Below are 12,912 nucleotides of genomic sequence, written 5' to 3'. Positions count from 1 at the left end.
CCCTCAGGGGCGCCGCTTTTTGCTTATCAGGACTGGGCCGGCGCCGGCACGGTGGAGGCTGTCGCTGCCGCTTTCTTGGCGGCATAGCGCTGGGCGATCACGGCGCAGGCCATCAGCTGGATCTGGTGGAACAGCATGACCGGCAGCACGATTGCGCCGATGTTCTGGCCGGCGAAGATGGCGCTTGCCATGGGGACGCCGCTCGCGAGGCTCTTCTTCGAACCGCAGAAGGTGATGGCGATCTCGTCCGCCTTGTCGAAGCCGAGCAGGCGGCTGCCATACATGGTGACGGCCAATACGACTGCCAGCATGACGATTTCGATGACGACGAGCACGCCGAGATCGGTGAGCGAGAAGGTCTGCCACAGGCCCGAGGTCACAGCCTGGCTGAAGGCGAGATAGACGACCATCAGGATCGAGCCGCGGTCGACGGGCGCAAGCAGTCCCTTGCGGGCGCGGATCCAGTTGCCGATCAAGGGCTGCAACATCTGGCCGATGACAAAGGGTGCGAGCAGCTGCAGCAGGATCTGCTTGACCGCATCAAGCGTGACGGTGCCGTGGCCGCCGGCGGAAAACAGCAACCCGACCAGAAGCGGCGTCAGGAACATGCCGAAGATGTTGGAGGCAGACGCCGAGCAGATTGCCGCCGGCACGTTGCCGCCGGCCATCGAGGTGAAGGCAATCGACGACTGCACCGTTGAGGGCAGCACGCAGAGGAACAGCAGGCCGGTGTAGAGCGATTGCGGCAGCACACTGTCGGGCACGAAGCCGATGGCAAGGCCGATCAGCGGGAAGAGCACGAAGGTCGAGGCAAGGATCGTCAGATGCAGCCGCCAGTGCAGGATGCCGGCGATGACCACGTCGCGCGACAGGCGCGCGCCGTGGAGGAAGAAGACCATGCCGACCGCCACCTTCGTCGCCAGGCCAAACCAGACGGTCGGCTCTCCGTGGATCGGCAGGACCGATGCGAGGAGCACCGTCGCGAGAAGCAGGATCGTGAACGTATCGGGTAGGTAGCGGCGCATATCGGGTCACTTGCTCGTCATGAAACGTCTTGCCGGGATCATGCATTATGAAGCAGGATGCAAGGAATAACAGTTATCACGATTTGAGATGAGCCATGTTGGATCTCGTGCAGCTGCGCAGCTTTGTCGCCCTGGAGCAGATGGGCAGTTTCACGCTTGCGGCGGAGAAACTGTCGCTCGGACAATCGACGGTCAGCCAGCATATTCAAAGGCTTGAAGCGTCTCTCGGGCGCACGCTGGTTGACCGCGACACCCATCGCGTTTCGCTGACCGCGGACGGGCAGGCGCTGCTTGCCCACGCCCGTTCGATGTTGGCGATCGACGGCGAGGTCACGGCGCTTTTTGCCGAGAGCAGCCTACGCGGCCGCCTGCGGCTCGGGGTGTCCGAAGATTTCGTCATGAGCCGGCTGCCGGCGGTGCTCGAGGATTTCGTCCGCGCGCATCCGTCCGTCGACCTGGAGCTCACGGTTGCCTTGAGCGGCGTGCTCTATCAGATGCAGGACAATGGCGAGATCGATCTCGTGCTCGCCAAACGCAGGCTCGGCGATATCAGGGGCGAGCTCGTCTATCGCGAGCCGCTCGTATGGCTGGCGCGCGATCCGGAAAGAGTGAAGCGCGACAAGGTGCTGCCGCTGATCGCGTTTCCGCCACCGAGCATCACCCGCAGCGTCGCCCTCGAAGTGCTCGACCGGCACCGCTTGCCATGGCGGATCGTGTGCACCTGCGGCAGTCTCAGTGGGCTAACGGCGGCGGCGCGCGCCGGCATGGGCGTGCTTGTCCAGCCGCGCAGCATGGTGCCGCAGGGGTTGAAGGAAATGCCCCCGGGTGCCCTGCCGCCGCTTGAAGACGTGGAATTCGTGCTGGTGCCAAGCAAGGGCGTCGACCGAAAGCTGAGTGCTGCACTCTCGGTCGAGATCCTCGCCAATCTGAGGACGCTGCAGGGGCAGGCCTGATGCTTCAGCAGGCGGCGACGAACCGATCGACGTCGTCGGCTTTGGTCGCAAAACTGGTGACCAGGCGATAGAGGCCTTCGTTTTCGCTGAGGTGGCCATCAAGGTCGTGCGGCACCGGCCAGTCATAGAAGACCGCGCCCTGTTGGCGAAGCTTGGCCGCCACGTCCTTCCTGATGATTGCGAAGACTTCGTTGGCATCCGCAGGCCAGGCGAGCCGGCTCGTGGCGGATGCGGCGATGCCTTCCGCAAGGCGCGCGGCCATGGCGTTGGCATGACGGGCAAGGTTCAGCCAGAGGTCGCCCGAGAGATAGGCGTCGAACTGGGCGGCGACGAAGCGGGACTTGGAGAAGAGTTGTGCTGCGCGCTTCCTGAGGAAGTGCATTTCATGCGCCTTCGAGAGATCGAAGAGCACCAATGCCTCGGCGCACCAGCAACCGTTTTTCGTGCCGCCGAAGGAGACGAGATCGACACCGCGCTTCCAGGTCATTTCGGCCGGTGTCGCGCCAAGACTGACCAGCGCATTGGCAAAGCGCGCGCCGTCCATGTGGACCGGCAGCTTGTGCGCCTTGGCAACCTTGGCGATCGCCTCGATCTCGGTGAGCGAATAGACCGTGCCACTTTCCGTTGCCTGGGTCAGCGTCACCGCCGCCGGCTGGCCGCCATGGACATTGTCGAGCGGGAAGCGGCGGATCTCGGCTTCCAGCCGTGCGGCTTCCATCTTGCCGCGCGGTCCGTCCACGGGCTTCAGCCGGGAGCCGTGCGAGAAGAACTCCGGTGCGCCGCACTCGTCGGCAATCACATGCGCCTCGCGATGACCGAATGCGATGCCGCCGGCGCGGTTGGCGCTCGCGAGCGCCAACGAATTGGCAGCGGTTCCGGTGCCGACGAAGAAGACGGCGACGTCCCGCTCGAAAACCTCGGCGAATTTCTTTTCCACCTTCCGGTCGAGCTCGCTTGTACCGTAGGCCGACGCGTAGCCGCTGGCATGCGCCATCAGGCTTTCGGCAATCGCAGGATGGGCGCCGGCCCAGTTGTCAGACGAAAAAATCATCACTTCTCACTCTGTTTTACCGTGTTTTTGACGGGTTTATCCGACCTTAGCTGAGTTCTTGACGGGATCAATCGCGGTTTGGCGCCGGGAGGCCAACAGGAGGGCTGTTTGAAACCAAATGGAAGAAAACGCCGGCAAGCCGTAATTAAATTATAAAAGCCGGAAATTTCCGGCAATGTTCGGCAAAATCTTCTCTATTATTTGCTGATATGCCCCTTGCGGAGGGGGGTGGTTTCTGGCATAGAGCACATGAAATAGGACAGGTTTGCTGTCCTATTTCGGTCTAGGGACCGGAACAATCGCCGCGAGTGCCTAAAAAAATGGCATCCGGCGTGCGCAGCAGGGGGATTGGCCGGATTTCATCCGGTTGTTAACGCCTGCCGTCAGGATGGTCGCAGACATCAGTGCCTGATGATGCCGTGCTTATTTGCGACCTGATCAGGATCATGAGACGATGAATGCCCCGGCTTTTCAGCGTGCCTTCGCACGCAACGAAGAGTCATGCGCGGGCGGTGCCATGCCCGGCGGTCGCCGGGTTCAACAGGAGGGAAAACGATGACGGATCATTCGCCATCACAGCAATCTGGGCTCAACCTCGCACACAGCGTTGCGACGGCTGAAAAAACGCCCGCATTCCCGACTGGCCTGCCGCGAAAACAGGGTCTCTACGATCCGCGCAATGAACATGACGCCTGTGGTGTCGGCTTCGTCGCGCATATGAAGGGTCAGAAGTCGCACCAGATCGTGCGCGACGGCCTCTTCATGCTCGAAAACCTGACGCACCGCGGTGCCGTCGGCGCCGACCCGCTGATGGGCGATGGTGCTGGCATCCTCGTGCAGATCCCCGACCGCTTCTTCCGCGAAGAGATGGCCAAGCAAGGCATCACCCTGCCGAAGGCGGGCGAATATGCCGTCGGCCACATCTTCATGCCGCAGGACGATGCGCTCGTCGAACACTTCAAGCAGGTGATCAAGGACGTCGTCACTGACGAGGGCCAGGTGCTCATCGGCTACCGTGACGTACCGGTCGACAATTCGTCGTTGTCGAAGGCGCCCGAGATCGCCGCGACAGAGCCGCGCCATGTCCAGATCTTCATCGGTGCCGGCCGCGACGCGGCCACGAACCCCGAGTTCGAGCGCCGTCTCTTTACGCTGCGCAAGGTGATCTCCAACCGCATCTATGATGAATACAAGGGCGAGGAGAGCAACTTCTATCCCGTGTCGCTGTCGTCCTCGACGATCGTCTACAAGGGCATGTTCCTCGCCTACCAGGTTGGCGCCTATTACAAGGACCTGGCCGACCCGCGGTTCGAAAGTGCGGTCGCGCTCGTCCACCAGCGCTTCTCCACCAACACCTTCCCGTCGTGGAAGCTTGCGCATCCCTACCGCATGGTCGCGCACAACGGCGAAATCAACACGCTGCGCGGCAACGTCAACTGGATGGCGGCACGTCAGGCGTCGGTCTCTTCGCCGCTCTTCGGCGACGACATCTCCAAGCTCTGGCCGATCTCCTATGAAGGCCAGTCGGACACCGCCTGTTTCGACAACGCGCTCGAGTTCCTCGTGCAGGGCGGTTACTCGCTGTCGCATGCCGTCATGATGCTGATCCCGGAAGCATGGGCCGGCAACCAGCTGATGTCGCCCGAGCGCAAGGCGTTCTACGAATACCATGCAGCGCTGATGGAGCCGTGGGACGGACCGGCCGCTGTTGCCTTCACCGACGGTCGCCAGATCGGCGCAACCCTCGACCGCAACGGTCTGCGTCCGGCCCGTTACATCGTCACGTCCGACGATCGCGTCATTCTCGCATCCGAAGCCGGCGTGCTGCCGGTCGACGAGGAAAAGATCGTCAAGAAGTGGCGCCTGCAGCCGGGCAAGATGCTGCTCATCGACATGGAGCAGGGCCGCATCATCTCCGACGAGGAGGTGAAGTCGTCGCTTGCCCAGAAGCACCCCTACAGCAAGTGGCTTGAAGACACCCAGCTGATCCTCGAAGACCTGAAGCCGGTGGAGCCGCGGGCTCTGCGTCGCGACGTCTCGCTGATCGACCGCCAGCAGGCCTTCGGCTACACGCTTGAAGACACCAAGATCCTGATGTCGCCGATGGCGACGACCGGTCAGGAAGCGATCGGCTCGATGGGCACCGACACGCCGATCTCGGCAATGTCGGACAAGCGCAAGCTGCTCTACACCTATTTCAAGCAGAACTTTGCGCAGGTCACCAACCCGCCGATCGACCCGATCCGCGAAGAACTGGTGATGAGCCTCGTCTCCTTCATCGGCCCGCGTCCGAACATTCTCGACCATGAAGGCATGGCGCATGCCAAGCGGCTCGAAGTGCGCCAGCCGATCCTGACCAATGGCGATCTCGAAAAGATCCGCTCGATCGGTCACACGGAAGACCGCTTCGACACCAAGACGCTCGACTTCACCTATGACATTTCGCGCGGTGCCGAAGGCATGCCCGAAATGCTCGACCGTCTGTGCGAGCGCGCGGAAGCGGCGGTAAAGGGCGGCTACAACATCATCGTTCTGTCCGACCGCCAGGTCGGCCCGGATCGTGTCGCGATCCCGGCGCTGCTGGCGACCGCCGCCGTGCACCACCACCTGATCCGCAAGGGGCTGCGCACCTCGGTCGGCATCGTGCTTGAATCCGGCGAGCCGCGCGAAGTGCACCACTTCTGCCTGCTCGCTGGTTACGGCGCCGAGGCGATCAACCCCTATCTCGCCTTCGACACGCTGACCGACATGCACAAGCGCGGCGACTTCCCCAAGGAAGTCGACGGCAGCGAAGTGGTCTACCGCTACATCAAGGCGGTCGGTAAGGGCATCCTCAAGGTCATGTCCAAGATGGGCATCTCGACCTACCAATCCTATTGCGGCGCGCAGATCTTTGACGCCGTCGGCCTGTCCTCGAAGCTCGTCGACCAGTTCTTCTTCGGCACGGCGACGACGATCGAAGGCATTGGTCTCGACGAGATCGCCGCCGAGACCGTCGCCCGCCACAAGGCGGCTTTCGGTGCCGATCCGGTGCTTGCCAACACGCTCGACATCGGCGGCGAGTATGCCTACCGCATGCGCGGCGAAGCCCATGCCTGGACGCCGGACGCGATCGCCTCGCTGCAGCATGCCGTGCGCGGCAATGCCCAGGACCGCTACCGCGAGTTCGCCGAGATGGTGAACACCTCGGCGTTGCGCATGAACACGATCCGCGGCCTGTTCACTGTGAAGAGCGCCGAGGCTGCCGGCCGCAAGCCGATCTCCGTCGACGAGGTGGAAGCGGCTGCCGATATCGTCAAGCGCTTCTCGACCGGCGCCATGTCCTTCGGCTCGATCAGCCGCGAGGCGCATACGACGCTCGCAATCGCCATGAACCGGATCGGCGGCAAGTCGAACACCGGCGAAGGCGGCGAGGAAAGCGACCGCTACCTGCCGCTGCCGGATGGCTCTGCTAACCCCGAGCGTTCGGCGATCAAGCAGATCGCTTCCGGCCGTTTCGGCGTGACCACCGAATATCTGGTCAATGCCGACATGCTGCAGATCAAGGTGGCGCAAGGGGCGAAGCCCGGCGAAGGCGGCCAGCTGCCCGGCCACAAGGTCGACGCAACGGTTGCCAAGACCCGGCATTCGACGCCGGGCGTCGGCCTGATCTCGCCGCCGCCGCACCACGACATCTATTCGATCGAAGACCTGGCGCAGCTGATCTACGATCTGAAGAACGTCAATCCGGAAGCGGACGTCTCGGTCAAGCTCGTCTCGGAAGTCGGCGTCGGCACGGTTGCCGCCGGCGTTGCCAAGGCGCGTGCCGACCACATCACCGTTGCCGGCTTCGACGGCGGCACCGGCGCCTCGCCGCTGACCTCGCTGAAGCACGCCGGCAGCCCGTGGGAAATTGGCCTGGCCGAAACCCAGCAGACGCTGGTGCTGAACGGCCTGCGCTCGCGCGTCGCCCTTCAGGTCGACGGCGGCCTCAAGACCGGCCGCGACGTCATCATCGGTGCGCTGCTGGGTGCCGACGAGTTCGGCTTCGCCACCGCGCCGCTGATTGCCGCTGGCTGCATCATGATGCGCAAGTGCCACCTCAACACCTGTCCCGTCGGTGTCGCCACCCAGGACCCGGTCCTGCGCAAGCGCTTCAAGGGCACGGCCGAGCACGTCATCAACTACTTCTTCTTCGTCGCTGAGGAAGTGCGCGAGATCCTGGCGTCGCTTGGCGTCAAGAAGCTCGACGAGATCATCGGCGCGTCCGAGCTGCTCGAAAAGGATGGTGCGCTCGCGCACTGGAAGGCGAACGGCCTCGACTTCTCGAAGATCTTCCACAAGGTGGAAGCAAAGAAGGAAGAGACCTACTGGACCACGCGCCAGAAGCATCCGATCGACGACATTCTCGACCGCAAGCTGATCGCGGAGGCCAAGGTCGCGCTGGAAACCAAGGCTCCGGTGAAGATCGAAGCCGAGATCAAGAACGTCGACCGCTCGGCGGGCGCGATGCTTGCCGGTGCGCTTGCCAAGCGTTGGGGCCACAAGGGCCTGAAGGACGATACCATCCACGTGACCCTCAAGGGCACGGCGGGCCAGTCCTTCGGCGCGTTTCTCGCCCGCGGCATCACCTTCGACCTCGTGGGTGACGGCAACGACTATGTCGGCAAGGGTCTCTCGGGCGGACGCATCATCGTCCGGCCGCCGGAAAACGCGACGATCGTTCCGCAGGAATCGATCATCGTCGGCAACACTGTGCTCTACGGCGCGATTTCGGGCGAGTGCTACTTCAACGGGGTGGCCGGCGAACGCTTCGCCGTACGCAACTCCGGCGCGGTCGCGGTCGTCGAGGGCGTGGGTGACCACGGCTGCGAATACATGACCGGCGGTGTCGTCGTCGTGCTCGGCACGACGGGCCGCAACTTTGCGGCCGGCATGTCCGGCGGTGTCGCCTATGTGCTTGACGAGGAAGGCGATTTCGCCCGACGCTGCAACATGGCGATGGTCGAGCTGCAGCCGGTTCCGGAAGAGGACGACATGCTGGAGAAGCTGCACCATCACGGCGGTGACATCATGCACAAGGGCATGGTCGACGTCTCCGGCGACATGACGCGCCACGACGAGGAGCGGCTCTACCAGCTGATATCCAACCACCTTCACCACACGGGTTCGCCCCGGGCGAAGGAGATCCTCGATCACTGGGCGGATTACCGGCCGAAATTCCGCAAGGTCATGCCGGTCGAATACCGCCGTGCGCTCGAGGATATGGAACGCATGAAAATGGCAGAGGCGGCCGAATAGGAGGCCCCGGTGACCAAGGCTCCCGGTTCATCACAGATCGGTTCGGGGGTCCCTCACGCGCGCTTGTCAAAAGCGCCTGTTCAGACGCAAAGCTTTCAGGATGATACGATGGGTAAGGTAACTGGATTTCTCGAGATCGACCGGCAAGTGGCAAAGTACCAGCCGGCCTCCGACCGCATCCGCCATTTTCGCGAATTCACCATTCCGATGTCCGAACCGGAAGTGCAGAAGCAGGCCGCTCGCTGCATGGACTGTGGCATCCCCTATTGCCACGGGCCGACCGGCTGCCCTGTGCACAACCAGATCCCGGACTGGAACGATCTCGTCTACAATGGCAACTGGGACGAGGCGATCCGCAACCTGCATTCGACCAACAACTTCCCGGAATTCACCGGTCGCGTCTGCCCGGCGCCGTGCGAGGAAGCCTGCACGCTGAACCTCGAAGACACGCCGGTCGCGATCAAGACCGTCGAGCAGGCGATCGCCGACAAGGCCTATGAGATGGGCTACATCGTGCCGCAGCCGGCTGTCACCAAGACCGGCAAGAAGGTCGCTGTCATCGGCTCTGGACCTGCCGGCATGGCGGCCGCCCAGCAGATGGCGCGCGCCGGCCACGAGGTTCATGTCTACGAGCGCGAGACCAAGCCCGGTGGCTTGCTGCGCTACGGCATCCCGGACTTCAAGATGGAGAAGAACTTCATCGACCGCCGCGTCGACCAGATGCGCGGCGAAGGCGTCACCTTCCATTGCGGCATCAATGTCGGTGTCGACATGCCGATGCAGCGCCTGCTCGACGACCACGATGCCGTGCTCTACTGCGGCGGCTCGGAAACGCCGCGCGACGCGGGCATCCCCGGTGTCGAGTTTGCCGGCGTGCATGACGCCATGCCCTATCTGGTCCAACAGAACCGCCGCGTCGGCCGCGAGAACATCGACAGCGTCGGCTGGCCGTCGCAGCCGATCCTTGCCGGCGGCAAGCACATCGTCGTTGTCGGCGGTGGTGATACCGCGTCCGACTGCGTCGGCACCGCCTTCCGCCAGGGCGCGGTCAAGGTGACCCAGCTCGACATCCGTCCGCAGCCGCCGGAAAAGGAAGACAAGCTCGCCGTCTGGCCGTTCTGGGCGACGAAGATGCGCACCTCCTCCAGCCAGGCCGAGGGTGCCATCCGCGAATTCCAGGTGGCGACGCTTGAATTCATCGGCGACGAGGACGGTAACTTGACCGGCGTGAAGTGCTGCCAGGTGGATGATCGCCGCAAGCCGGTTGCCGGCACGGAGTTCATCATCAAGGCGGACCTCGCCTTCATCGCCATCGGCTTCAGCGGTCCGTTCACCAACAGTGTCGTGAAGGATCTTGGCGACAAGCTGACGCTCAACACCGACCGTCGCGGCTCGACCAACGTCGTTGCCAATGAACGCGACTACAAGACTTCCGTCGACAAGCTCTGGACCGCGGGCGACGTGCGCCGCGGCCAGTCGCTGGTCGTCTGGGCGATCCGCGAAGGCCGCCAGGCCGCCCGCGCGATCGACGAGGCGCTGATGGGCTCGACTACCCTGCCGCGCTGATCAATTTACTCCCAAGCATGAAAAAGCCCCGCAGTGATGCGGGGCTTTTTTTCGGTCACAGATCGACCAGATACGTCATTCCCGCCGGGACTTCAGTTGCGGATCACCGGATTGCTGATCACCGTGCCCGGCTTTGACAGTCGGAAATCGTCGACTCGGCCGGCCGGTGCCGATGCGACGTCGCCTTTGTCGACCAACAGATCGCGGGGGCTCTTGCCATTTCCCTTGTCGGGCGCGGTGCTGCCAAGCAGCGACCCGGCGCCATCCAGTTCCGGATCGGTGAGCCCGATCGGCTGGGTCTTGACGATGTCCTCGTTGCCGAGCGGCGCCGTTACCACCAGATCCTTGAGCTCGTCCGCCCCGGGCACGTTCTTGTCAGTTGTGGCGGCATCGCCGAGCAGCCGGCGAATGTCCTTTTCGACATAGAAGGCAAGCTTGCGTTTGCCGGCCTTGGTCAAATTCACGCCATCGGCCCCGCGCAGACGCACCTGCTGGCCGTTGATGTCGGAGCCGGTCAGGACGAACTTGCCGCCCTCGTCGACGAAACCGTCCCAGATGTCGACGAACTGGCCGCCGACCTTTTCGATTTCTTCGCGGTAGATGCCGTTGAAGGTCACCATGTCGGCGGTCATTGCCGCCGACTGGAAGGGCGGCATGCCGACCCAGAGGACCGGAAGCTTTTCCTTCCGTGCAAGGGTGGCGAGCGCATTGACGCGCTTGCGGTATTCCGCCGTCCAGGCGTCGGTGCGGAACTTCTCCTTGGCGTCGCCGATCTGCATCAGCTGTCGATCATTGGCGCCGAGGCTGACGATGATCACGGAGGGTTTTACTTCGCCAACATAGCCGGGAAGGGTGCCGGGCCAATTGAAGTAGTCTTCGCGCACCAGTCCCGAGGAGCCGTTGGCGCGGGTCTCGACGGCAATGCCGGGCGTCATCTCGAAGGCGGTCTTCAGGCCGTCGCCGAGGCTGCCGGCCATGAAATCGCCGACGACCAGAACCTTCTTGGCATCCGGCGTCTTCTCCACGACCTGGGGGGGCGGGGCAGGGGTGTCCGCAAGCTTCGTCTTGGGCTTCTGCTGTCCCTGGCCCTTCTGCCGCTGCTGCTGTTGGCGCTGGCGTTTCGGGCGCGGCTGTTCGGGAAAATAGGAGCGGTCTTCGTAGACAGGCCGATCGCGGCTGAGCCCGCCAAAGAGCATCTGAAACAGATTGCGACGCGGGACTGGTTCCTGCGCTGCGGCAAAGCCGGCGTACAGACCGCCCACAAGCATCGCCAGGGCGGCGATGCAGGTCGTCGCAAGCGTGAGGGGCGTTCGGCGCAGTTGCGGGCGGCGCTTGCTCGTCATTTTGTTCATTGCTCTTTATTCGCGCGGCAATGTGCCGCCGTCATGACACGGCGCGCCGCACGCGAAGGTGCGGGCGCGCTTGTCGACACATGGTCTCACGGATGGGGCGATCGCGAAACCCTACAGCGCCGCGCGTCCTTATCAGACGCGCCAAGGTCGCCGTAGCACTTTGCAATGCTGCATGGACGCGGAGGGCCGCGTCAGTTGCGCAATGCCCGCAGGAGCATCTGGGTCGGCTGTCCGTCCGGGGCAAGGCCGTTCTGCGACTGGAACGCCTGGATGGCGGCCTTCGAGCCGGAGCCGAAGTTGCCGTCCACCTCGCCGTTGTAGTAGCCGAGTTCCTTCAGGCGGTTCTGCAACTCGAACTTTTCGCTGATGTCGAGCGAACCGTCCGGGCGCGGCCAGCGCTGCTGCATACCCTGATAGCCGGCGATCTGGTCGGCAAGCAGGCCGACGCCGAGCGCGTAGCTGTCGGACGCATTGTAGCGCTTGATGACGAAGAAGTTCTTGGTCATCAGGAAGCCGGGACCTTCGCCGCCGCTCGGCAGCTTCAGTTCGGCGCGCGTGCCGCCGTTGCGGAAGCCCTTGCCGTTCGGCCTGATGAAGCCCAGCGAAGCCCATTCCTTGAGCGTCTTGGTCTGGCCGGAGTACTTTGAGGCATTTGCCGGCGGCGCGACTTCGTAGCCCCAGGTCTCGCCGGATTGCCAGCCGTTCTTCTTCAGAAGGTTGGCGGCGGTTGCGAGAGCATCCGGCACCGAGTTCCAGATATCGCGATGACCGTTGCCATCGGCATCGACCGCGTAGAGCAGATAGCTCGTCGGGATGAACTGGGTGTGGCCCATGGCGCCGGCCCAGGAGCCGGTCAGCTCGCGCGGCGTGATGTCTCCGCTCTGGAGGATCTTCAGTGCAGCGATCAGCTGCTTCTTGGCATAGTTCGACCGCTTCGGGTCGGCATAGGCAAGCGTTGCCAGAGCGCGCGGCACGTAGTGCAGGCGGTCGTCCTTCTCAAGCACCGCGCCGTAGTTGGATTCCATCGACCAGATCGCAAGCAGGATGGTCTTGTCGACTCCGAAATGCTTTTCCAGCGCCTTCAGCGTGCGGGCGTGCTTCGTGGCCATCTCCTGGCCGACGCGCTTGGTGTAGGGGTTCACGCGGGAATCGATGTATTCCCAGATCTTGTGCTTGAACTCCGGCTGGTAGTTCGCCTTTTCGATGACGGTCTGGTCGGGCGATTTCACGCCGGCAAAGGCCTGACGATAGGTCGCCTTGGTGATCCCGGCCTTGGCCGCGGTCGCGTAGAATTCGTTGATCCAGTTCTGGAATCCGGCGTCGGCGCGCGCCGGCGATGTGCCGAGTGTCACGGCAGATAGGACGAGGGCGGCTGCGATATGACGGAAAAACGTCCTGCGGTTTCTGATCATCAGCTGTCGGTTCCGTTTCTCTGCGGGGCTTCGGCCGTCATGGCCCGAATCACTCCGCAAGGTGGCAGTCTGGGGCCAGCCTCGACGGTGGGGGCAGTCGTCGGCGGCTCCTGTTTCGGATCCGGCCGCGCGTGTTGCATTGCCGGATTGCAACGAATCTACAGAAACGTGGTCAACAAACCCTTTACCATGAAATTGTGGTGGCGTCTTCGGCTGCAGAAAATGTCAAGCCTTGGTCGTGGAGTTCGCATATGCATTTGTTTCGTCGGTTCA

Annotated in this window: 7 protein-coding genes; 3 read left to right on the top strand and 4 right to left on the bottom strand. The window is 63.2% G+C overall.

Going from position 1 to position 12,912, the window contains the following annotated elements; genetic code table 11:
• Nucleotides 1–26: 26 nt before the first annotated feature.
• The gene (locus VGO04_RS31645) at nt 27–1,025 is read right to left on the bottom strand and encodes a bile acid:sodium symporter family protein (RefSeq protein ID WP_327499950.1); all 999 of its coding nucleotides are present in this window, start codon (nt 1,023–1,025) and stop codon (nt 27–29) included.
• 95 nt (nt 1,026–1,120) lie between these two features.
• Between VGO04_RS31645 and VGO04_RS31640 the strand changes: the two genes are divergently transcribed.
• A complete protein-coding gene (locus VGO04_RS31640) occupies nt 1,121–1,978 on the top strand; it encodes a LysR substrate-binding domain-containing protein (protein ID WP_327499949.1) in 858 nt (285 codons plus the stop codon).
• A gap of 4 nt (nt 1,979–1,982) precedes the next feature.
• Here VGO04_RS31640 and VGO04_RS31635 read toward each other — a convergent pair whose 3' ends face one another.
• Complete coding sequence (locus tag VGO04_RS31635; RefSeq protein WP_327499948.1) at nt 1,983–3,029, bottom strand: low specificity L-threonine aldolase; 1,047 nt, start codon at nt 3,027–3,029, stop codon at nt 1,983–1,985.
• A gap of 555 nt (nt 3,030–3,584) precedes the next feature.
• Between VGO04_RS31635 and gltB the strand changes: the two genes are divergently transcribed.
• Both gltB and VGO04_RS31625 read left to right on the top strand, forming a co-directional pair.
• Nucleotides 3,585–8,309 carry a glutamate synthase large subunit gene (gltB, locus tag VGO04_RS31630; protein ID WP_327499947.1) on the top strand — a complete coding sequence of 1,575 codons (4,725 nt, stop codon included), beginning with the start codon at nt 3,585–3,587 and terminating at the stop codon, nt 8,307–8,309.
• Nucleotides 8,310–8,417: 108 nt separating this feature from the next.
• On the top strand, nt 8,418–9,875 hold the full coding sequence (locus VGO04_RS31625; RefSeq protein ID WP_327499946.1) for a glutamate synthase subunit beta: 1,458 nt from the start codon (nt 8,418–8,420) through the stop codon (nt 9,873–9,875).
• Between the two features lie 92 nt (nt 9,876–9,967).
• On the opposite strand, the gene VGO04_RS31620 is transcribed toward VGO04_RS31625, so the two are convergent.
• Nucleotides 9,968–11,227 carry a DUF459 domain-containing protein gene (locus VGO04_RS31620; RefSeq protein ID WP_414650641.1) on the bottom strand — a complete coding sequence of 420 codons (1,260 nt, stop codon included), beginning with the start codon at nt 11,225–11,227 and terminating at the stop codon, nt 9,968–9,970.
• Nucleotides 11,228–11,418: 191 nt separating this feature from the next.
• Nucleotides 11,419–12,639, bottom strand: a complete 1,221-nt coding sequence (locus VGO04_RS31615; RefSeq protein ID WP_327499945.1) for a lytic murein transglycosylase — start codon at nt 12,637–12,639, stop codon at nt 11,419–11,421.
• Between the last annotated feature and the right edge of the window lie 273 nt (nt 12,640–12,912).

Origin of the sequence: Ensifer sp. (assembly GCF_035999185.1) — a bacterium.
GTDB lineage: Bacteria > Pseudomonadota > Alphaproteobacteria > Rhizobiales > Rhizobiaceae > Ensifer.
Note: the sequence above shows the minus strand (reverse complement) of the source record. Positions and strands in the feature narration are given on the sequence as shown.

Coding starts and splice junctions, on each gene's coding strand:
- VGO04_RS31645 (WP_327499950.1), bottom strand. CDS start 1,025: ATGCGCCGCTACCTACCCGATACGTTCACGATCCTGCTTCTCGCGACG.
- VGO04_RS31625 (WP_327499946.1), top strand. CDS start 8,418: ATGGGTAAGGTAACTGGATTTCTCGAGATCGACCGGCAAGTGGCAAAG.
- gltB (WP_327499947.1), top strand. CDS start 3,585: ATGACGGATCATTCGCCATCACAGCAATCTGGGCTCAACCTCGCACAC.
- VGO04_RS31620 (WP_414650641.1), bottom strand. CDS start 11,227: ATGAACAAAATGACGAGCAAGCGCCGCCCGCAACTGCGCCGAACGCCC.
- VGO04_RS31615 (WP_327499945.1), bottom strand. CDS start 12,639: ATGATCAGAAACCGCAGGACGTTTTTCCGTCATATCGCAGCCGCCCTC.
- VGO04_RS31635 (WP_327499948.1), bottom strand. CDS start 3,029: ATGATTTTTTCGTCTGACAACTGGGCCGGCGCCCATCCTGCGATTGCC.
- VGO04_RS31640 (WP_327499949.1), top strand. CDS start 1,121: ATGTTGGATCTCGTGCAGCTGCGCAGCTTTGTCGCCCTGGAGCAGATG.